Origin of the sequence: Endozoicomonas arenosclerae, from assembly GCF_001562015.1 — a bacterium.
GTDB lineage: Bacteria > Pseudomonadota > Gammaproteobacteria > Pseudomonadales > Endozoicomonadaceae > Endozoicomonas_A > Endozoicomonas_A arenosclerae.
Map to the genome: position 1 here is coordinate 1 of NZ_LASA01000064.1, position 21,254 is coordinate 21,254.

The 21,254-nt window shown below is 48.0% G+C and carries 21 protein-coding genes and 1 pseudogene; 11 read left to right on the forward strand and 11 right to left on the reverse strand.

Translation table 11 applies throughout. The features are described from left to right. A pseudogene (locus tag WG89_RS32030) lies at window positions 1-121 on the forward strand (IS5/IS1182 family transposase); the annotation flags it as partial. A gap of 209 nt (window positions 122-330) precedes the next feature. Here WG89_RS32030 and WG89_RS09025 read toward each other — a convergent pair. The 4 genes from WG89_RS09025 to WG89_RS09040 all read right to left on the reverse strand — a co-directional run bounded on the left by WG89_RS09025 (window position 331) and on the right by WG89_RS09040 (window position 3,713). Next, on the reverse strand, window positions 331-1,719 hold the full coding sequence (locus tag WG89_RS09025; protein ID WP_062264505.1) for an HAD hydrolase family protein: 1,389 nt from the start codon (window positions 1,717-1,719) through the stop codon (window positions 331-333). A gap of 68 nt (window positions 1,720-1,787) precedes the next feature. Beyond that, window positions 1,788-2,039, reverse strand: coding sequence for a hypothetical protein (locus WG89_RS09030; RefSeq protein WP_062264509.1), 252 nt, complete (start codon window positions 2,037-2,039; stop codon window positions 1,788-1,790). Window positions 2,040-2,197: 158 nt separating this feature from the next. Then, window positions 2,198-2,815 (reverse strand): guanylate kinase, encoded by a 618-nt coding sequence (gene gmk, locus WG89_RS09035; protein WP_062264602.1) that lies wholly within the window; start codon window positions 2,813-2,815, stop codon window positions 2,198-2,200. Window positions 2,816-2,849: 34 nt separating this feature from the next. Further along, window positions 2,850-3,713, reverse strand: coding sequence for a YicC/YloC family endoribonuclease (locus tag WG89_RS09040; protein ID WP_062264511.1), 864 nt, complete (start codon window positions 3,711-3,713; stop codon window positions 2,850-2,852). A gap of 656 nt (window positions 3,714-4,369) precedes the next feature. On the opposite strand from WG89_RS09040, the gene rph reads away from it, so the two are divergent. Then, on the forward strand, window positions 4,370-5,089 hold the full coding sequence (rph, locus tag WG89_RS09050; RefSeq protein WP_062264517.1) for a ribonuclease PH: 720 nt from the start codon (window positions 4,370-4,372) through the stop codon (window positions 5,087-5,089). Window positions 5,090-5,125: 36 nt separating this feature from the next. Here rph and WG89_RS09055 read toward each other — a convergent pair whose 3' ends face one another. Further along, the gene (locus WG89_RS09055; protein WP_079253741.1) at window positions 5,126-6,466 is read right to left on the reverse strand and encodes a Fic family protein; all 1,341 of its coding nucleotides are present in this window, start codon (window positions 6,464-6,466) and stop codon (window positions 5,126-5,128) included. A gap of 162 nt (window positions 6,467-6,628) precedes the next feature. Here WG89_RS09055 and WG89_RS09060 point away from each other — a divergent pair, with 162 nt between their 5' ends. Then, on the forward strand, window positions 6,629-8,500 hold the full coding sequence (locus tag WG89_RS09060) for a hypothetical protein (protein WP_062264523.1): 1,872 nt from the start codon (window positions 6,629-6,631) through the stop codon (window positions 8,498-8,500). 105 nt (window positions 8,501-8,605) lie between these two features. Here the strand turns inward: WG89_RS09060 and WG89_RS09065 are convergent, their stop codons facing one another. Then, a complete protein-coding gene (locus WG89_RS09065; RefSeq protein ID WP_062264526.1) occupies window positions 8,606-9,382 on the reverse strand; it encodes an exodeoxyribonuclease III in 777 nt (258 codons plus the stop codon). Between the two features lie 801 nt (window positions 9,383-10,183). On the opposite strand from WG89_RS09065, the gene pyrE reads away from it, so the two are divergent. Next, window positions 10,184-10,828 carry an orotate phosphoribosyltransferase gene (gene pyrE, locus WG89_RS09070; RefSeq protein WP_062264529.1) on the forward strand — a complete coding sequence of 215 codons (645 nt, stop codon included), beginning with the start codon at window positions 10,184-10,186 and terminating at the stop codon, window positions 10,826-10,828. Further along, the gene (locus tag WG89_RS09075) at window positions 10,825-11,853 is read left to right on the forward strand and encodes a hypothetical protein (protein WP_062264532.1); all 1,029 of its coding nucleotides are present in this window, start codon (window positions 10,825-10,827) and stop codon (window positions 11,851-11,853) included. The genes pyrE and WG89_RS09075 overlap by 4 nt, the downstream gene beginning before the upstream one ends. A gap of 10 nt (window positions 11,854-11,863) precedes the next feature. Here WG89_RS09075 and slmA read toward each other — a convergent pair whose 3' ends face one another. Together slmA and argB are read right to left on the reverse strand one after the other, a co-directional pair. Beyond that, entirely contained in the window at window positions 11,864-12,454 is a 591-nt protein-coding gene (slmA, locus tag WG89_RS09080) for a nucleoid occlusion factor SlmA (RefSeq protein WP_062264535.1), read from the reverse strand. A gap of 112 nt (window positions 12,455-12,566) precedes the next feature. Continuing rightward, window positions 12,567-13,475, reverse strand: coding sequence for an acetylglutamate kinase (gene argB, locus WG89_RS09085; protein ID WP_062264538.1), 909 nt, complete (start codon window positions 13,473-13,475; stop codon window positions 12,567-12,569). Between the two features lie 205 nt (window positions 13,476-13,680). On the opposite strand from argB, the gene WG89_RS09090 reads away from it, so the two are divergent. Both WG89_RS09090 and WG89_RS09095 read left to right on the forward strand, forming a co-directional pair. After that, the gene (locus tag WG89_RS09090; RefSeq protein ID WP_153301498.1) at window positions 13,681-14,373 is read left to right on the forward strand and encodes a hypothetical protein; all 693 of its coding nucleotides are present in this window, start codon (window positions 13,681-13,683) and stop codon (window positions 14,371-14,373) included. A 25-nt stretch (window positions 14,374-14,398) separates the two neighbouring features. Further along, on the forward strand, window positions 14,399-15,082 hold the full coding sequence (locus tag WG89_RS09095) for a hypothetical protein (RefSeq protein ID WP_062264545.1): 684 nt from the start codon (window positions 14,399-14,401) through the stop codon (window positions 15,080-15,082). A 64-nt stretch (window positions 15,083-15,146) separates the two neighbouring features. Here the strand turns inward: WG89_RS09095 and dut are convergent, their stop codons facing one another. Next, the gene (dut, locus tag WG89_RS09100; protein WP_062264548.1) at window positions 15,147-15,602 is read right to left on the reverse strand and encodes a dUTP diphosphatase; all 456 of its coding nucleotides are present in this window, start codon (window positions 15,600-15,602) and stop codon (window positions 15,147-15,149) included. Then, window positions 15,599-16,846: a bifunctional phosphopantothenoylcysteine decarboxylase/phosphopantothenate--cysteine ligase CoaBC gene (gene coaBC, locus WG89_RS09105; protein ID WP_062264551.1), complete on the reverse strand. Its 1,248-nt coding sequence runs from the start codon at window positions 16,844-16,846 to the stop codon at window positions 15,599-15,601. The genes dut and coaBC overlap by 4 nt, the downstream gene beginning before the upstream one ends. Before the next feature lie 118 nt (window positions 16,847-16,964). On the opposite strand from coaBC, the gene radC reads away from it, so the two are divergent. The 4 genes from radC to trhP all read left to right on the forward strand — a co-directional run bounded on the left by radC (window position 16,965) and on the right by trhP (window position 19,970). Beyond that, on the forward strand, window positions 16,965-17,639 hold the full coding sequence (radC, locus tag WG89_RS09110) for a RadC family protein (RefSeq protein WP_062264605.1): 675 nt from the start codon (window positions 16,965-16,967) through the stop codon (window positions 17,637-17,639). Between the two features lie 380 nt (window positions 17,640-18,019). Next, window positions 18,020-18,256, forward strand: a complete 237-nt coding sequence (gene rpmB / locus WG89_RS09115; RefSeq protein ID WP_062264555.1) for a 50S ribosomal protein L28 — start codon at window positions 18,020-18,022, stop codon at window positions 18,254-18,256. 20 nt (window positions 18,257-18,276) lie between these two features. Next, complete coding sequence (gene rpmG, locus WG89_RS09120; protein ID WP_034834535.1) at window positions 18,277-18,444, forward strand: 50S ribosomal protein L33; 168 nt, start codon at window positions 18,277-18,279, stop codon at window positions 18,442-18,444. A 203-nt stretch (window positions 18,445-18,647) separates the two neighbouring features. After that, window positions 18,648-19,970, forward strand: coding sequence for a prephenate-dependent tRNA uridine(34) hydroxylase TrhP (gene trhP, locus WG89_RS09125; protein ID WP_062264558.1), 1,323 nt, complete (start codon window positions 18,648-18,650; stop codon window positions 19,968-19,970). 33 nt (window positions 19,971-20,003) lie between these two features. Here trhP and WG89_RS09130 read toward each other — a convergent pair whose 3' ends face one another. Next, entirely contained in the window at window positions 20,004-21,179 is a 1,176-nt protein-coding gene (locus tag WG89_RS09130) for a hypothetical protein (RefSeq protein WP_153301499.1), read from the reverse strand. Window positions 21,180-21,254: the final 75 nt, after the last annotated feature.

Below are 21,254 nucleotides of genomic sequence, written 5' to 3' on the forward strand. Positions count from 1 at the left end.
TCAATTTGGATTTATAAAAGCCAGGTATCGAGGTTTGAAGAAGAATGACAATAAACTGTCTACTTTATTTGCCCTGGCGAATATTGTTCGACTGGATCAAATGATCCGGGCACAGGGTTAGTCCGCCCTGAAGTCACGAAAGTGGCTAAATATCATACAAATAAGGGGTTGAGACCTCTGATTTCAGTCCTACTTCGAACTCGATTCAAGAAGGGAAGTAAATTAGAGGTTATTCGCAGGTTCCCTAGTAGAGTTCAGATAAAATGCAAAAGATCAGTGGTCAAATTCGTTACCCTTGTGACAATCCAAAGCAGGAATTAACCGAACTCCTCATACTTCAACCGCATTCATTGCCTGCTCCAGTACGATCTGCCTTAGTCCACTCAAAAAGCCTTGTGCTACCCCGAGAATACAACTGAAGGTGCTCATCACAACTCCAGGACTGCCTCTCATTTGAGCCTTAAAGCCACGGCCTGCATTGCCTACAACAATGGCTGTATGGACCGAGAAATGGCTGCCTGGCCTGGGTGTCAGCATGTCCTTATCAATCTCACTGTCACCAGCCGCCATGATAGTAGCTCCTTTAAGCCCCAGAGCTCTTGCCAGCCTGCTAACCCACTCTCCCTTGGTCATAGGCAATGAGAGGATCATTTCATGTTTTTCGGGGTTGAATCGGATCTTGGCAATAGCACCAAAAAGATTAAACGCTGCCTGCCTCAGAAAATCCCTGGTTTCTTTATTATTAAGATCCATGTCAGCGCCAACAGTGAGGTTAAAAATGGGACCAGGTTCAGTATTCTGGACATTGGTGATCGAAACAAACTGTGCGGCGAAGAGCCGTGCCAACTGACTCGTCAGACCGGCTGTGTAGCCAACGTATCGATCAAAATGAAAGCCATCTGCTCTGATATGCAGGTTGTCTGGCAGCAAGCTGGCTGCAGGCATAAGGGCACTATGAAACCCCGTCCCCGGACGAGCCATCACATTCACGGCAGCATTCCAGGCTCTGGCACCACTGCCCAGTGAAATCAGATAGTCAGGCTCCGGCAATTGATGATCAGCAAAATATCGCCATTCATCATGACCAATAATGGCACCTGTCACTACCACCAGTCTCAGCTTTCCCTGGTCACGCCATTTATTCACAAAGGCTGCAAACATTTCCCTTAATCGCTTCGTTAACTCTCTTTTGACCGGGTTAGCTGGCAATAAAGTTTCATCAAGGTCTGAGAGTAAAACCACTTCTCCGATCAGGTTCGCCATCTCTTTATCAAGCTGAGCCAGTAAACTTTCAAACTCCTTCAACTGTTTTTCTTCATCCCAGCCATCATCCGGTGGCAAACCTTCTCCTGAACGGCCCCATCCAATAGCCCCTCCATCTGACTGACGCCTTTGCCCTGAGCCCTGTTGGCTGGGAGACTGATCGCTGCCACTTCCCTTCAGGTTCAGTTTTCCGGAAGAGCTTCTCAACATCAGCGTAATAATCGGCAATGGACTTCTACCTCCACCTCGACCATATCCGTCTCCCGGGTACTGATCAAAGCCACCACCGCCAACACTGGCCTCCAGCGGTATTGCAAAGCGATCGGCTTTTTCTGGTATTAATGGAACAGAAGAATTCACAACCAGTACACGGTCACCATCGGCATAAACGGTAACAGCCACCAGAGAGTGGATAAGAAAAAGAGAAAAAAAGACAGGCTGCAGAAAGTACTTCATTCTTACATCCCGTTAAAAAGGGATGTGAATTATAGTTCATCATCAGCTACAGGAAGGACATCATCGACTCAGCGTTTGTTTTCCTTGCTTCCTGAACTGACCAAACTGTTTTTGGCCACACTGATAAAGCTGCCTTTATTGTTGCCCAGTGGCTGACCACAGGTACAGAAGATCTTCTCATCCATATCCAGACCCTCCAGATTCAAATCCATGTAATGTTTTGAGATACGACTTTTATGGATACGCACCACACTTCCTTTACCTATCTTCAGGTATTTCCAGAGCTTTTTCTTACAGCGGGCACATTTAAAAACAAGCACAGAGGTCTTTTCTCGTCACGAAATCAGGAATATTTCTTTAACAGGGGAGGGAGGTTAACGTTTTTCTTCAGCGACACCTATCGGAACTGTTTATGGTGCATATAAAAACGGCAAGAACATTAGATGTCTTGCCGCCTGTATACATCAGGGTGTGATAATCAGTTCAACAAACCTTCAACCAGATCAGATTTGTAGTGCTGCATCCAGCCAATGGATAAACGACGACTTCTAATAATGGTCTGCAGGTCACGCAGAGCCAGATCAAACTCATCGTTAATCACCAGATAGTCAAATTCAGCATAATGAGACATCTCATCAACGGCTTGATTCATACGACGGTCGATCACTGCCATATCGTCGGTACCGCGACCAATCAAACGTTCGCGCAGTGCTTCCTTGGAAGGAGGCAGAATAAAGATGCTGACAGCTTCCGGCATCAGTTTGCGAACTTGCTGGGCGCCCTGCCAGTCAATTTCCAGAATAACATCTTCACCGGTATCCAGCTGTTCACGAACCCAGGCTTCGGAAGTGCCGTAGTAGTTCCCAAACACTTCAGCGTGCTCCAGAAACTGGCCTCTGCTCATCAACTCCAGAAAGATTTCCTTGCTGGTAAAATGATAATTCACACCGTCCGTTTCTCCGGGACGAATCGGGCGTGTGGTATGGGAAACCGATACCTTCACATGAGGAGTCGACTGCACCATAGCCTTCACCAGACTGGTTTTACCGGCTCCCGAGGGGGCTGCGATGATATAGAGTTTGCCTTTAATTGCCATGATATCTCCAAACGGCATGAGGGCTGCCGGGGAATTATTCTAAATTTTGGATCTGTTCACGCATCTGCTCAATCAGTACCTTAAGGTTAACGGCACTTTGTGTCAGACCTGCGTTAATGGATTTTGAGGACAACGTATTGGCTTCCCGATTGAGCTCCTGCATCAGGAAATCGAGACGACGGCCAATGGCCCCTTTTTTGCCCAGAGTGTGTTTTACTTCAGCGACATGAGTGGACAAACGATCCAGCTCTTCATCAACATCCATTTTTTGGGCGAGAATCACCAGTTCCTGCTCCAGACGATCCGGATCCAGTTCAGCCCTGGCTTCTTCCAGACGATCAAGGAGCTTCTGCCGCTGGGACTCCAGTAGATCAGGCAGAATGGAGCGTATGTTATCAACTTCTTCGCTGATACCTTCCAGCCTTAGGAGGATAAACTTCTCAAGCTCAGCACCTTCTCTGCGGCGAGCATCTGACAGTTGTACCAAAGCCATTTCAAAAGCCTTGATAGCTGCAGCATGAACAGGAGCCAGATTGGCCTCTTCATTATTCATGATGCCAGGCCATTGCAAAACCTCCAGAGGATTTACACCGGAAGCGTTGATGAAGTAAGTCTCAACTTTGTTCACAACGGACTGCAGGGCTTCCAGAGAAGATTCGTTAACACTCAGGTGCTTTTGCCCCTCGGCCAGCTGCAATTTCAGAGAGCATTCCACTTTGCCTCGATGCAGATGCTTTCTCAAAGCTTCCCGCAAGGCGGGCTCTACTTCCCTGACAGCTTCTGGTAAACGAAAATGGGGCTCCAGATAACGATGATTGACTGAGCGAATTTCCCACACCAGGCTGCCCCAGTCCTCCTGGACCTGAGTACGGGCAAATGCAGTCATACTGGAAGTCATAAGTTTCCCTATTGAAACAATCAAACTGAGAAGTACCAGCAGCCATGTGCAGACAATGGCTTATGTCCTATGCATCATGCTGCGTTCCACAATAAGCTCCGATCACTATCAAGCATGGATAGTTCAATCACTTTTGTGAGAGTAAGAACCTTAAACCATCGTACAGCTTTTCTTGGCTATAGAAACAGAATCAAGGCTTCACAACCTGCAGGAGCTTTTTAAGGCAGTAATTGCCTTTCATTTTCTCACTCAGACAGTACAGAAATCACAGGTTCCTCGGCCGGAAATGGCTGAACTGTTGTACTGTCCGGAAAGTCGCTGCCTGAATGTAAGGCAACCATGGAAGATGTCAGGTTTTTGATTAACCAGATCAGGAGCGAAACATTGAAACTGACCAAGCCTGAGCCAGTCTTCTGTGATCACCCTGTCTTTTTCAAAGTAGATGTTTGATCTGGTGCTGCAAGGATACATTAACAGCAAGCAGTATCAAGTTTGGATTGATGGCTGTACGATTCTGATCATCACACAAACCCGAAAAACGCCCCAACTCAAAGTCCAGACCAGTAATTGCTGCATTTTTACAGTAAACATAGTGCCTGCAGCCTGCCTTGGTTATAATTCCGCTTTTAATATCCCCGGCGGTAGAAGGTAAGACCATGCGGCGTCCTAGCGGAAGAACTGCAGATCAGTTACGCGACATCAAAATTACTCGTGAGTACACCATGCACGCCGAAGGATCAGTGCTGGTTGAATTTGGCAACACCAAGGTGATCTGCACGGCATCCGTCGACAAGTCAGTTCCCCGCTTTCTTAAAGGTTCCGGACAGGGCTGGGTCACTGCCGAGTACGGCATGTTGCCTCGTTCAACCACAGACCGTATGGGTCGTGAAGCAGCCAGAGGCAAACAGGGTGGACGTACTCTGGAGATCCAGCGCCTTATTGGTCGCTCCCTGCGGGCAGCTGTTGATCTGAAAAAACTGGGCGAGAACACCATCACCATTGACTGTGATGTTATCCAGGCTGACGGTGGTACTCGTACGGCTTCTATCACAGGTGCTTGTGTGGCACTGGTCGATGCTATCCGTTATATGCAGAGAAAAAAGATCATCAAAACGGATCCTTTCCTGCAGCTGATCGGCTCTGTTTCTGTGGGTATCTATCAGGGCAGTCCGGTTCTGGATCTGGATTACCCGGAAGATTCCAATGCTGAAACTGACATGAATGTTGTCATGACAGAAGAGGGTGGTTTCATTGAGATTCAGGGTACGGCTGAAGCTGCGCCATTCAGTCAGAATGAAATGATGGCCATGCTGGCACTTGCCAAAGCCGGTATTGATGATCTGGTTAAGCTTCAGAAAGAAGCTCTGGCAGAGTAAAAAGTTATGTCCAGGCCAGCCTGCTGGCCTGGTTCCTTAGCTATCTGTATTGTTCAAAGCTACCAGCAAGGGCTCCAGATAACTCATGTTTCTTCTCACTTCGTCAGAATCATGCTCTGGAAACGCATACCCATGTAACGCTCCTTCCCTGGCCAGATAAAGACAATTCTGACTGCCAGCCTGTAGCTCTTTTTCCAGTGTTTCTTCATCATAGAGCTGCACAATATTGGGGTCTTCCATGACCAGTGGAGGCAATCCAAAACGAATCAGCGCGTTATTCGCAAGCAACATGGCCGTTCTGAGATTGGCATCCGGAAACGGGTGTATTTGCATGTATCTGGGTAACATCCAGGCAATAGCCTTATAGATATCTTCGTTGGTCTCAGCTTCCTGCAGTGAGTTTTCAAATTCATCCAGCACATACTCAAGCAACTCTTCGATATAGGTAGCAGGTACCGACTGTATCTGAATACTTTTATGCCCATCCTGCTCAAGAGCCTCACACATCAACCTTGCGCTTTCTTCGTCCTGAATGACGGCAGGAACCAGATTTTGTAAACGATCCAGCAGTAAAGCTCTCACATTTTCCTGATATTTCATGGGACCGGATGCTGCGATCACATTCCGAAGCTCACTTGTATCCAGCAGGTATTCAAGAATATCACCTCCTACAGGAATATCGGTTCTGACTCCAGTGGAAGCATCACGATGGCGAATGAAGAATAAAGGTTCCTGAATCTCTCCAACAATCCTTTCAAACTCTGTCCTGTATCCTTCAGCCTGACGAAGCCCCTTACCTGTGTGAATAAGGTTTTCCTCAACGACAGGGAATGAGACCCCCACGGTATCAAACTTTCCACCCTGACGCCTGACCTTAACCCGGGCATTCTGTAGATAGCTGTCACCCATGACTATTTGATGAAGGACCCTGGCAACCTCCTTGGCATTTGGTAAACCGCCTTGCTCAGCATGAGAGACCAGCATTGCCAGAGCACTGGACATTTTAGTGACACAACCAGGCTCTCTTTTCTCATAGTTGGAAGCACCCTGCTCTCTTCTCAGCAACCTTCCATCAATAAACAATCTGAGTAAGTCCACTTCTGAACGATTGGCAATATCCTTTACTCTTTGCACCCCCTTGGCACCATCTTCAAGTGGAGCCTGTTTGAGCAACAGAGTCATTGCCCTGATATGACTGGCCTTACGGGGTTTTGGTGGAGGGGGTGACTTTTTGACGGCCGGAGGCATTTGATTGGCTTGTTCCGTTGTTCTTACGTCCCGAAAGTTATGACTTCCATCTTCCTTTTGAACAGGTTCTGGCAGGGGGTTATGTACCTGCTCGTTATTACCCGGCTTTATGGGTCTGCTATCCATCATAACGGTCCTTGTCCACTCTTGTTCTGAGTATAGAGAACCGTTGCCAGCCTCCTCTGTATGAACTGCTCATGGCTTTTTCAGAGAAAAAAAACCAAACCCTGATTTCAGGATTCAACAGGAAGGTATTCAGCCGAAATCAATGGAAGGAAGGAGGCTGCTTGCATGGATGGCATTGATCAGAGCCCAGCGTCACCAAGCGGGAAGAATCGTAAAAGCTCAGAGACGGATAGCCCGAAAAGGGTTAAAACGCCTATGGGCCCGTTATCACCCGTAAAAACTGGCAAATTGCTGCCAACACCAGACAGCTCCAGGGATTACAAAAAGCTGTCAGATCATGAGATTCAATCCACTATCACTGAAAACAGTGACTCTGGTATTGGCACTCTGGCCAGCAACAGTACTTCCGCCCTGGACGATACTTTTCCTCTGGACCCAGAAGAGCAGCTGGAACATCTACTGGCCGAAACCCGGAAAATTCTGGGTGATTCATTTGATAGTCGCCTGTTTCTCAGTGGCAGGGGACAGGCTCAACTTGAACAGATAGAACGTATGGCTGACTGGCTGCTGGACAATATAAACAGTATTGCAGCCATATACTCCGATGCCGAACCTGAGATACTGAGCAAGCTGCTGTCCGCATTGAAAGCCGCTGAGAATAATCCGGCTCATCGAAAAGAACTCTCTCCCCACAGCTTTGCCATGCGCTCCATCATCCTTTTGGCCAGTGAAAAGTCCGGAGCCGGTATAGAGTCATGGGAGGCTTACACTCAGCAATCCCCAGGTGAAAAAGCCCTGACGCTTTCCGATCCTGAATTCTGGCCCTGGATAGAAAAGCATACCAGCTGGATACCTGAAGCCCAGGCCGCGTTTCTGAAATATGTTGAAACGGCCTTTGTTGCTGCCCGAAAACTATCGTCCAGACATCAGGAAGATCAGATCGTTGCCTACAAAGGCGGGTTTGGAGCCGGCAAAACATCCCATGGCAAGGAGGCTTTCGGCCAAGATGAAGATGCCAAACCCCTGTTCTCCGGGAGTGTTGCCCCTGACAGCGCCAAACATATCATGCGAAAAGCCATGCCACTTTCCCACGGCACAGTCCACCTTCAGGGTTCCAATATGGCATTCAATCTCTTTGACGGCCTAATTGACAGACAAGGGATGGGCACCATTGTTTACGACACCTCCCTGTCCAGAGCTTCAGACATTGAGAATATGATTAAAAAAGCAGTGAAGGCAGGAAAGCCCTTCAAGGTTGTGGATATAGCAAGAGACGACAAAGCCAGAATGCTGGCCGTTTTAGGCCGAAAAGTCGATGGGGAAGACCCTCGCATACCTGCCAGCTTTTTGTTAGCCGGTGCAAAAAGAGATCGTGCAGGCCGGGCGGAGTGCCTCAACACCGTTTTAAAGAGTCAGAAAAGCCAACACATTGATAAGAAAACGAAAGAGACTAAAGAGCTGATCCACAGTTATGAGCTTTATTGTGGCGACTCAACCGGATCAGACCGGCAATGGCTTGTCACTTTGAAATCGTCAGAGTCCCCTCAGTGGAATCCCGACTTATCGAAAGAAGAAATAGAACACCGCCTTGCCAGCCAAGGTATTAGGTTTAATGCTGACTCCGGACTATTCGAGCTTCTGAACCCTTCTGAAGACTGGAGTGCTGTTCTGCATAAGGAGCTTCATAAGCCCACCAGAGAGTTGATCGGAAATCTTTCAGAAGGAGAAGCTGCAGTTCGTCAAAAGCAGTTAATGGGAAGAACTATTCAATTTGTCCGTCCATTAGCCAGTAAGTCCGCCGAAGATGCTTACTATTCTTTGGCCCTGCCATTAACACTAACCCTGCCTAAAGAAGCCTTTCTGGATGCATTTTCTGTACTGGATGCAGAAGCGACACAACAATTGCTCAATGACATGTATGAGGCTTCGAAGGAAGAACAACCCATCAGCTATATGGATCTGCCCACGCTTTTTGCCCTGGAATTCAATCGATACCTGACGGCTACACCGAGCATCTGGCCAGAAAAAAATGAATAGATTTGAGAGCGTGATGAAAGGATTGACGGTCAATGGGGGGGATATCAGACTCTAAAAATGATTTCACCCACCAGGATGAAATCATTTTCAGCGAAAGCTTACTGATCAGCTCTCCAGTTCCCAATCAAAGTCAATAATGACCGGGGCGTGGTTAGAGAGAACCTGATTCTTGTAGATACCACCGTTCAGAACACGGTGACGCATACCTGCCGTAATAATCTGGTAGTCGATACGCATGCCCAGATTGTCATGACGCAGGAACTCATCCTGCCACCAGCTGTATTTGCCTGACTCACGATCTACTTCACGGTAGGCATCAAAGAAGCCCATATCTCCCAGAAGCCCTTCCATCCAGCCGCGTTCAGCTGGCTGAAAACCGGAAATCTCTTCAGAGTCGCGCCAGTTAGCCACATCGATTTTACGATGAGCAATGTTCCAGGTACCTGCCATGATGAACTCACGACGCTTGCGACGCTGCTTGTTCAGGTGGTGAGAATAGTTGTCCAGAAAACGGTATTTAAAGTTCTGGCTGGCAGAATCATTGCCTTCAGGAACATACATACTGGCAATACTGATCTTGTCAAAGTCAGCCTGGATGTAACGGCCTGTTTCATCAGCCTCAGGAAAACCGAGACCACTGATAATAGCCTTTGGCGCCTGGCGAGTATAAATGGCTACACCACCACGATCTTTTCTGTCGTAGCCACCATAGGCGTAACAGAAATATCCATCGAGCTGATACTGGTCTTCCTCCATTGCAAATTCATCCTCACGGATATCCTGCAAACAGATAAGATCGGCATCCTGGTCCATTAACCAGTCAAACAGGCCTTTTTCACGCGCGTTTTTTATGCCTTCGCAATTAAAGCTGATAACTCTCATTATTGACTACACCTTGCCTGGACCAGATCTGGCCCGGCATAAAGCAAAATACCTGATTGGACTGTCGACCAAAATCGACCGCCGTCAAAACAGGCTTAATCCTGCATCTGCCTCACACCAATGACTTGGGAGACAACTTGATGCGCAAAGCCACAAGCTGTTCTCCAAACCAGAACATTGCTTTCCGGAATCCGGATCAGCAAAACCGCCCTGGTTAAACCATGGAAATGACTGAATAGTTAATTGGGCGACATTTCCACAGTAAAAAGTTCAATTACACAGAGTACAGGAAAAGAGGGAATTTTAACTGACGAATGATACAGGGTTGTCGCCGATATGTTTATCCGCATAAATGCGACCCCCATTTCTCAAAACATCACAGCAGGATAGTGCCATCAGTGTTCAAAAGATTATTTTCTTCGCTCATGGCTGCTTTTGGTTTTTTCTCATTTAAATTAACCATTCCGGAGAATAGCTGCCCCGATGGTTACTTGGCAAAAGTATTTTCCAAATAAGATAAAGCCCGAATAGTTCATTGAACTTTCTATCAGAATTCTCACACCAACAATTATAAGACAAAAGTCGTAAAGAGTATTTCTATTCGATTTTCTTCAAGGCACCGGAACCATTCATACTGACAATGATGGTAGCTCCAGCCGCTCAAATTCTACTCTGGCAGGAAGCCCGCATGAACGGGGATAAAGTTCAACCCAAAGCATTCGAGTATACACAGAACCTGAAAGAACCCGCTTTTCATTGTAAAATAGCGCTACATCCCCATGAACAGGCATTTGATACATCATGCTCGACTATCAGAGAGAATTTCTGGACTTCGCCTTAAAAGAACAGGTGATTCGTTTCGGTGAGTTCACCCTCAAATCCGGCAGGAAATCTCCATACTTCTTTAACGCGGGTCTTTTCAACACAGGCGAAGCCATCAGCAAAATGGGGCAGTTCTATGCCCACGCTCTGGTGAATGCCGGTATTGAGTACGATATCCTGTTTGGCCCTGCCTATAAGGGCATCCCTCTGGCCACCGCCACCGCCGTTGCCCTGTCCGAGCATCACAGCCTGAATACCCCCTGGTGCTTCAACCGCAAGGAAGTCAAAGATCATGGTGAAGGCGGCAATATTGTAGGTGCCCCGCTGGAAGGTCGCGCCATCATTGTTGATGATGTGATTACAGCTGGAACAGCTGTTCGAGAAGTTATGGAGATCATTGATCAGAGTCCGGCCAGCCCGGCTGGGGTCATGATTGCCCTGGACCGACAGGAAAAAGGCAAGGGAGAATTGTCTGCTATTCAGGAAGTCGAAAGAGATTTTAACATTCCTGTGATCAGCATTGTGACACTCAATGACCTTTTGTCGTATGCTGAGGGCAATAACGACATAAAAAAATATGCTCCTGCCATCAGGGAATATAGGGAACGCTATGGAGTCTCATGAAACTCCTCACTGATTTTAACTCTAAAAATGCAGCTGCCTCCGGCTCTACAACGATCTTCAAGTTCCAGAGTAAGCTGCATTTTCGGCTTTTGGCCGTTTGCTTAACGGCTTTAACACTTTCTGCGCCAGTCATGGCGCAGAATCTCTATCGCTATATCAACAGTCAGGGTAATCCGGTCATCGCGACTACCTTACCCTCTGGTCAGGCTGACAAAGGCTATGAAGTCATTGATAAGCATGGCCGCGTCATTCAGATTGTTCCCGCAAAACGAGACGCTAATCAGCAAGCAGCTCTGGCCCAGGAAGAGGCACGCCTGAAATCTATTCAGAGTCGCAGGGAACGTGACAGGGAGTTAATGCGTCTTTACTCAACACCCGATGAGGCCCGCTCAGCCCTGCAACGCAAAATCTCCGAGATGCAGATTCAGATTGAACTGCTACAGGGGACCAGCCTGAGAATCAGGAACCTTCTCAACAGCAAGCGACAAGAGTCGGATAATCTGAAAAAAGCCAATAAAGAAGTGCCTGAAGTCCTGTCCGATGAAATCAATACCAAAACAGATCGCCTGAATCTAAACGAACAGAGAATCGCCCACCTGAAGAATGATCTGGAACAGGTCAGATTAGAATTTCATGCGGACATACAACGACTGGAAGACTTGCTGAGACAAAAACATTTGCAGGATGGCGTGGTTGAACAGCCGCACATCACTCAAACCCTGCTGGCAGGTGACTGGCAAAGCCGGGATTCTTTCTGGCTCGACTGGACACTGAACAATAACGGAACCTTCAGCACCAAACGTAAAGATCCTCTGACAGGCAAACTCGTAGAAAAAACCGGAACATGGACGCTGAACAATACACTGCTGGTGTTTATGGTGAAGCATAAAGCCACCACTGACAGTCGTGGAAAAATCAAAAAGCGCCGGGTAGCGGAAGAAATTCAGAGCAGGATCCTGGAAGCCGATACCCGCTCGATGGTGGTGTATCTGGAGGGCTCTTCAGTCACTCTGAATCGCCCCTGATCACAATCCCTTAACGAAAAACAACTGTTTCAAGCACTTCCCACTGAGCGGACCACAGCTCGGTTGGCTTTCGCTTGAACTCGCTGCGTACATACTGGCAAATACGCCCTTCAGCAATAGAAAGAAGCATGTTGGCTGTCGTGTTGAGAGTAGCCTGTGGTCTCAAGCCTTCATTCAGTTCTGCATCTCTCAGAACCTGTTTGATCTGGGTTTCCAAACGGTCAAACAGTTTAACCACTCTCTGTCTAAGGCGATCCGGTTCCCCGGCCAAAGCATCTCCAGTGAGAATTCGGGTCAGGCCCGGATTCTTCTCACAGAAACCCAGCAGCAGCATCAGAATTTTTCCACATCGCTGCAAAGCTTTCTGCTCTTCTTCCAGTATCAGATTAACCCTAGAGAACAGGGCATCTTCAATAAACTCTATCAGCCCCTCAAACATTTTGGCCTTGCTGGGAAAATGGCGATACAGAGCCGCTTCTGACACCCCCACTTCCTTGGCCAGAGAGGACGTAGTGATTCGCTCTCCGGGGGCATTTTCCAGCATATGGGCCAGTGCCTGCAGAATTTGATCCTTTCGGGAAACTTTCCTGGTTTTATCCATTACTTCTCGACACCGTCTTAAACTATTGTCCATAGCTCATGGCTGTAATGACAGGAAAGCCCACTCAAGCTTTCTGCCATGTTTAATTCTTTCGGTGAGCTGTACTTCCGGCTCAAGGCTTTTGGCCACCCGTAATCAACGTACCAACCCCCTGATCGGTCAGCAATTCAAGCAGCAGGGCATGAGGCACTCGGCCATCAATGATATGCGCCCGATTAACGCCATTGCTTACGGCACTCAGTGCACACTGGATTTTGGGCAGCATGCCTCCGTAGATAGTGCCATCCGCAATCAGTTTCTCGACCTGTGCTGAGTCCAACCCTGTCAGCAGCTCACCTTCTTTACTGAGCAGCCCCGGAGTATTGGTCAACAGGAGCAACTTCTCAGCATTAAGTGCTTCTGCAAGATGCCCCGCCACCAAGTCGGCATTGATGTTATACGACAAACCTGATTCATCCACACCAATGGGAGCTACTACCGGAATAAAGTTGGAGTTCTGCAGCATTTCGACAATGCTGGTATCGATGGATTCCACTTCACCTACATGGCCAATATCAATGATTTCTGGCGCTGACATCTCGGGTGTCTTGTGGGTCACCTTCAGACGACGAGCCATAATGAACCGACCATCTTTACCTGTAACACCTACAGCACGACCACCATTGTTATTAATAAGCGTGACAATTTCCTTATTGACCAGGCCACCCAGAACCATTTGAACCACATCCATGGTGCTTGAGTCTGTCACTCTCATGCCCTGAATGAATCGGGTTTCCAGATTCAGACGCTCCAGCATGGATCCGATCTGAGGACCGCCACCATGAACAACAACGGGATTGATGCCTACCGCTTTCAGCATAACAACACCCTGGGCAAAGGCATTTTTCAGCTCTTCACTCTCCATGGCATTGCCGCCGTACTTGATCACTATGGTTTTACCGGCAAAGCGCTGCAGGTAAGGCAAAGCCTCAGTGAGCACCTGAGCCCGGTCATGCAGTGGCAGCTGGGTTGTTTTTTCCATCACTCCTCCTCACATCGGTCAAAACACAATCAACCGGCTGTTTTTTAACGTTCTTGTGGCTCATCGTGTTGTGAGACGATGCAGGTTAGCAGATCACTGTGTCCTAGTGAATGCTGGAAACCATTGAGATCCGAATAAGCAAAACATAAATAAAGATCTACTCTTTCACAGAATCATGAACAGTGACAGAGAAAGAGTTCGCAGGATGTTACCTCGATCGATTATTGTTGTTTTGCTTTCGATAGCGCTTTTGATAGCCAAAGCATTTGGACTTCCTGTAATGCCTCACGATCAGGCACACTCCATTCAACCCATCAATGAGCATTACCCAAAAGGCCAACGACCAGGACATTGGAAATGGGTAAGCCATACCCAACCAGTCCCGAAAGATGCCGACAGAACTCAAGATGGAACCAGCTTCTGTCTGACTTATGACGACAGCAGCGAAGCCTGGCTTCCAGGAAGAATCATTGAGCCGAAGTGGTCCGGTTCAGAACACTCCGTATGTTTGTACTTTCTGAATATGCAGGCTCAGAGAGTTGCTTCATTCTGGGTTCTCATGAAACTCGAAAACAATCCCCTGAGCATTGGTTGGGCCCATTTTTTTACCGACGACCTGCCTGAAATCAATCTGGGTCAGGAACTGTGTCTGCATACATCTTCATACGGAAAATATACTCCTGGCCTCACCAAATTAGTGGGTGGCCAAACGGTCTGTGAGTCGGACCAATACTATACCGACTATTCCACTCTTTACTTTATCCGTACCAGTATCAGCACAACCCTATTAGGCCTCTCTGTAATCACGACCAAACTCGTGACCCTGGCGATGTTGGCCCTTGCCTGTTCACAGCGTGCCTCTCGCTTACCGCCAATCCAGCTCCGTTACACCTTATAGATTTTCATAGAATGGCAGGACTTCCATGACCCTCAGAACTTTATTGTTTTCTCTGTTTCTAGTCGGCTTTACTTATGGGGCAAAGGCTGCTGACCCTTCGGTAGAGGAGCTGATACTTTCTGGCTGGAAGTGGGTGGATGAAAAGCACCCCATTACTTCAAATGTTTACCCACTAAACCAAAACCAGAGCCTGTGCCTCCACCGGGATGATGCTAGTGGACAACCTTATCCTGGTGTCATTGAATTTCAAGGTACCCCCTACCGCTCACTCTCTGCATGCCACTACTCTGATGGAAGAAAGTCGTATTCAACCCACAGGTTTTGGGCTTTACGTGGTGACTACCACTACTACCTGTTACCCAGTGGTCAATACACTGGCTTGATCCATTCGCAGTTGGGGATATCTGATCAGATGAGGAATATCTGTATGGTTGAGGATCAAGCTTCCAAAAGCTTGCTGGTGGGCTTTAAACCCGACAATACTTTCGGATGTTCAATAGAGGGCGATCTGTATCCGAACTATCTGCACTTCCATCATCAGGGATACTCTCTGCTCAACCAGGTCCTCAATTTATCAGTTTGGACCGCTGTAACCATTACATCAGCTATTGTTTTCGCTGTTTCTGCGGTGATCATGGTCTGTATTGTGCCAGACGAGCTATGGGGCAGAGGCGCTATTCTTCGAGCAGAGGAGGCTACAACACTCTGAAAACAACCAGAGTTTGCAGTCATTATCAGAAGGGGAAGTCCCCCTTCTGAAAAAGACAAAGGCTTTATTTAGTACCTGAATGGCCAAAGCCACCTGCACCACGGTCGGACTCATCAAAACTGTCGACAATATCCAGTTTGGCCTGAACTACAGGCACCAACACCAGCTGGGCAATACGCTCGCCCGGCTCAATGGTGAAGGTGGTATGACCACGGTTCCAGCAGGACACCATTAGCTGGCCCTGATAGTCAGAGTCGATCAGACCCACCAGATTACCCAGAACAATACCGTGCTTGTGGCCCAGTCCCGAGCGAGGCAGGATCATAGCGGCCAGAGAAGAGTCTTCGATATGAATAGCCATACCGGTAGGCAACAGTTCAGTCTGTCCAGGCTCCAGTGTCAGAGGTTTTTCCAGCATAGCTCTAAGATCGATGCCCGCAGAACCATCTGTCGCATAGGCTGGCAGGGGAAATTCAGAGCCCAGACGCGCATCAAGAATTCGGGTTTTCAGTGCTTTCATTCTTCACCTAACGTAGTGTTTTCCTGCTCTCTTTTCCATTTGCGGAAACGGCGCGCAACAATTTTCAGAATCTTTCTCGACAACACTTTCTTGGAAGCCCTGGGCATCGGCTCTTCAAAATCTTCACCCAGCACGGTCACTTCATTATTGTCGCTACTAAAGCCAATTTCACCATTGGATACGTCATTGGCAACTATCAGATTCAGTTTTTTACGGCGTAACTTGTCGGCTGCATAACCCAATACATTCTGGGTTTCCGCTGCGAAGCCTATGACAAAGGGTCTGTCATCCAGATCTGCCACCGATGACACTATATCGGGATTCTTGACCAGCTTGATTTCCAGAGTTTCAGAAGGATCGTCAGGATTCTTCTTGATCTTGTCTTTCTGGATTTCCATAGGACGATAATCACAGACTGCTGCACAACCAATGAAGATATCAATACCTTCAATATTTTCCTGAACCGCCTGATGCATATCCCTGGCACTGATGACATCAATGCGATCAACCCTGTCAGGGGTTTCCAGGGCAACCGGACCACTGACCAGCTTAACAGAGGCACCGGCTTCCATAGCCGCAGCGGCAAGGGCAAAAGCCATCTTTCCGGAGCTATGATTGGAGATGAACCTCACTGGATCCAGAGCTTCCTGAGTAGGTCCGGCAGTAATCAGAACATTCAGACCACTGAGCAGATCATGAACAAACATTTCAGCGGTATGACGGGCAATCAATTCAGGATCCAGCATTCTACCCGGGCCAACATCACCACAGGCCTGGCTGCCGTCAGAAGGACCAAAGATGCGAACACTGCGCTCTTTTAAAAGCTCAATATTCTGTTGAGTGGTCTGGTCGCGCCACATGCCCTGATTCATGGCTGGTGCCAGGCAGATAGGAGCACTGGTAGCCAGGCACAGGGTTGTCAGCAGATCGTCGGCCTGACCACTGGTCAGTCGAGCAATAAAGTCAGCTGTAGCCGGTGCCACCAGAACCACATCAGCCCAGCGAGCCAGTTCAATATGACCCATACCGGCTTCTGCCTTGGCATCCAGAAGGTCAAGGTGGACCGGGTTATGAGACAGAGCCTGTAACGTCAGAGGCGTGATGAATTCGCAGGCAGCCTTGGTCATGACTACCCGAACATCCGCATCCAGTTTGCGCAGTGTGCGGATCAACTCGGCACTCTTGTAGGCAGCAATGCCACCTGTCACGCCGAGCAAAATCCGTTTATTTCTTAAACGTTGCATGGATTGCCTTGCACTTGAAGAGAGTGAATCGGGGAATTTTCTGGGTTTTATTGTGTCTGAAATGACGCCAACTTAACAGTATGATCCTTTAGAGCCTATGAATAATCACTCTCCATCCGTGGCTATCAAGACGCTTCCAGAAGAAGAGCGCCCCAGGGAAAAGCTGATCTCCCAAGGCCCGTCCGCTTTAAGCGATGCAGAGTTACTGGCGATCCTGCTGCGTACCGGGTACAAAGGCACTAACGTACTAACCTTGGCTTCCCAACTTATTCATCACTTTCAATCACTGGATGGACTGCTGTCTGCCAGCCCCACTCAATTAAAAACATTAAAGGGACTCGGAAAGGCAAAAGCGACAGAGCTGAGCGCTATTCTTGAAATCTGTCAGAGAGTTTTGTCTGAAAAGTTGTCCCAAAAAAGCATCATCAACAGCCCTGACGCTACCCGCCAATACCTCCAGCTTCATTTTCGCGGAATTCAGAGGGAAGAGTTCGCCTGCCTTTTTCTGGATACCCGCCATAGAGTGCTAGCTCTGGAAACCCTGTTTCAGGGAACCCTTGACTCAGCTCCGGTCTACCCCAGAGAAATTGTGAAGCGGGCTCTGGAACTCAATGCAGCGGCGGTTATCGCCAGCCATAATCACCCATCCGGAGATCCAAAGCCCAGCCAGGCAGACATCAGAATCACCCAGACACTCAAAAATGCTCTGGCGTTGCTGGATATCAGACTGCTTGATCACATTATTGTAGGGAAGGGCGACACCCTTTCGCTGGCAGAGCAGGGACTTATGTGAGTCTATGAAACTAATGAAGATTGAAAAGACTCTATACCGCTTGTGTAAGTGATAATCAGATACCATTGCTGTGGAAATATCGATTTTTACCACTACAGCTTCTGTTGAAATCAAGCGATAATTCAGTCCGAAGCTCATACAGGACTTTTCCTTTCAGTTTTGTTTGAGCCAGTCAGGACAAGGCTTTCGAGCCACCAGACGGAAAACGCCTATAGCACCCAACTTGCACCAAAGCCTTGACTTTGATATAAAGCGCGGTCTTTGTATATGGGTAGCTGCTGAGAGTTCTGACTCTAAACCTTGGGCAGACCTGCCCGAAAACGAACAACGGAATCCTCCGGCCTCATGGCTGGGTTTTTTTGGTTTGAGAGGCCACCACTATGTCCAAAGTTTGTCAGGTTACCGGCAAGCGCCCGGTTACCGGGAACAACGTTTCCCACGCACACAACAAGACCAAGCGTCGTTTTGTGCCAAATCTGCACCACAAGCGTTTCTGGGTAGAGAGCGAGAAGCGTTTCGTTCGCCTGCGTGTATCCGCTAAAGGCATGCGCATCATCGACAAGAAAGGTATCGACACCGTTCTGGCCGATCTGCGTGCTAACGGTCAAAAAATCTAAGATAGCGGGAGCAATAAGTCATGGCTAAAGGTATTCGTGAAAAGATCAAGCTGGTTTCATCTGCTGGCACTGGTCACTACTACACCACGACCAAAAACAAGCGTAACACCCCAGACAAGCTGGTGTTCAAAAAGTACGACCCAGTTGTACGCAAGCACGTTGAGTACAAAGAGTACAAGATCAAGTAAGATCCTGGGCTTTTTACGGCCCGATGTTCAGTCGGGCCCGCTCTTCCTTTCAGTACTTGCCACATAGAAGCAGCGTCCGCTGATAACTCTTTGCTGCCTTCTGAAAACTATTACACCTCCCCTTCACAAACTGCTTATTTCCGAAAGCAATCACCCTGATATAATGCGCGCCCTTGCATTGACAACAGGGCACCAGCTGTCATATGAAACCGGAACTCCTCTCCCCTGCCGGAACCATAAAAAACATGCGCTATGCATTCGCATATGGCGCCGATGCGGTGTACGCAGGACAACCCCGATACAGCCTCAGAGTTCGTAACAACGACTTCAAAAATGAAAACCTGCAAAAGGGCATTGATGAAGCTCACTCATTAGGCAAGAAGTTTTACCTGGCCAGTAATATCGCCCCTCACAACACCAAGGTAAAAACCTACCTGAGGGATATGGAGCCGGTGATTGCCATGAAGCCGGATGCCCTGATCATGTCCGATCCGGGTCTGATCATGATGGTTCGCGAAACATTTCCTGATATGCCTGTACACCTCTCTGTACAGTCCAACGTTGTAAACTTTGCCACTGTTAAGTTCTGGGCAAAGCAGGGTGTTGAGAGAATCATCCTCTCCCGTGAACTGTCTCTGGAAGAGATTCAGGAAATCCGTGAAGAGTGCCCTGAAATGGAGCTGGAAGTGTTTGTTCACGGCTCTCTGTGTATTGCTTATTCAGGTCGCTGCCTGTTGTCGGGCTATATCAACAAACGAGACCCGAATCAGGGAACCTGCACTAACGCTTGTCGCTGGAACTACCAGGCTCACGAAGCCAAAGAAACCGACAGCGGTGACGTTGTTCCAGTCAGTGCTGAACCACAGATTGTTCAACCCACTCTGGGGGACGGTCAGCCATCAGACCAGATTGTTCTGCTTCAGGAAGAAGGCAGACCCGACCAGTATATGCCCGCTTTTGAAGATGAGCATGGCACCTACATCATGAACTCGAAAGACCTCAGGGCTGTTCAGCATGTTCATCGTCTGACGGGGATGGGCATTCACTCTCTGAAGATCGAGGGCAGAACCAAGTCTTTCTATTACGTGGCCAGAACGGCTCAGGTTTATCGCAAAACGATTGATGACGCTGCCGCAGGCATTCCTTTCGACATGAGTGCCATGGACACACTGGAGAATCTGGCTAACCGTGGATACACCGAAGGCTTCTACCGCCGCCATGTCCATGATGAATACCAGAACTACGAGTATGGGAACTCAAGGGGCTCCAAGCAGCAGTTCGTGGGTGAAATTCTCGATAATGACGGCAGCCAGATCACCATTGAGGTTAAAAACCGTTTCGAGACGGGTGACACCATGGAGCTCATGACGCCAAAAGGAAATGTTGCCTTTAATCTGGATCACATTGAAAACAAAAAAGGTGAGTCCGTATCAGTAGCTCCCGGCTCAGGTCACATCGTCAAGATTCCTTTACCAGAAGGTGTTGAACCTAACGAAATGTCTTTGCTGGTTCGTAATCTGCCCTGATGTTCATAATAAGCACTGTCTAAATGGCAGTGCTTATCCCTCTGAACTGGGACTTGCTGGCCTTTCACCACCTTCCCTTAGCAGTTCTTCTCTCACAGCATTCATTAACTTTATGATCAACTGCACCCCTCGTGTATTACCTCGTGCTCTTTGATTCACATTTCTCAACATCGAACCCAACAACTCGACGTCCCCAGACATTCGTGCGTAGTTTTCTTTGATGACTTCTGCTCGATCGTCATCCTCACTACCCAATAATAAATCATGCCTTATATCTTCTTCGTAGGTATCTTTGAAAAGTGCGTAAAGACTGTCACTGAATCCAGAATAAAACGTTTGAAACTGGTCTACCTCGCTTCGGGCAGACTCCAGAAATTCATCCACTACATCTTCCAAATCAGCGCCGCAGGCTTCAACAAGCATTGAAGAGCTCTTGATAAAGTCTCTGGCTGTATCCCTGTCAGCTATTACCTGAACAAACTTTTCTTTCGCCTGAGGCCATTGCAATGAGAGCACTTTTTCCAATAAATACTGATAACAGGTATGTGACGGTGCCCAGTATGTGAACTCTGCTAACTGCTGATCTATTTCATCCTGAGAGTAGTTTTCTTTGACATATTCAATCAGATCGCAGAGATCTTTTGCCGTGGTGTGGGTTAAATAACTATTGATGTCCTGATTAAAATTACCATTGGCCAAAGCTTCATCAATCACTTTTTTGGACTTTTCGAAGCGTTTCTGTTTACGCTCCTGTGCTTTCTCCTCCTCCCTGGCTTCAACTTCTGAGGTAAATTGAACTCGTCTGGCTGGCTTACCCACAGCCCCCAAAGTATTTTCAGCTATGGGCTCAGGGGTAACTTCATGGAGCACTGGTTGATCATTCATCGATTCAGTTTCAGCCGTTTCCTGCTCATGGCTTATTTCAACCGGACTTTCCTGAGGTGGGTGATGGCGACGAATCACTTCCTGGGCAGTTGCCACAGAAATACGGCTCCTTCCTTCCAGAGGAACATTCAAAGTCTCTCTCAAAAATTGCACAGCATTGAGTGCAGGTTCTGTTTCTGAAGTTTCGCGTCTCTTGGCAATAAAGCGACCCATCCTTCCTTTAGTCGATGCAGTTGGCACAGAGTCGGTCATCAAAAGAGTATTGGGAGAGGAGGGTAATGCCAGTATTTGAGTGATCAAATCATTCGATGATGATGGTTGCATGATTCATTCCCTGAAAATCATTTCCTCTGGATTTCATTCAAAGTATAGAAACGGTTTAGAAAATAAATCAGCTGA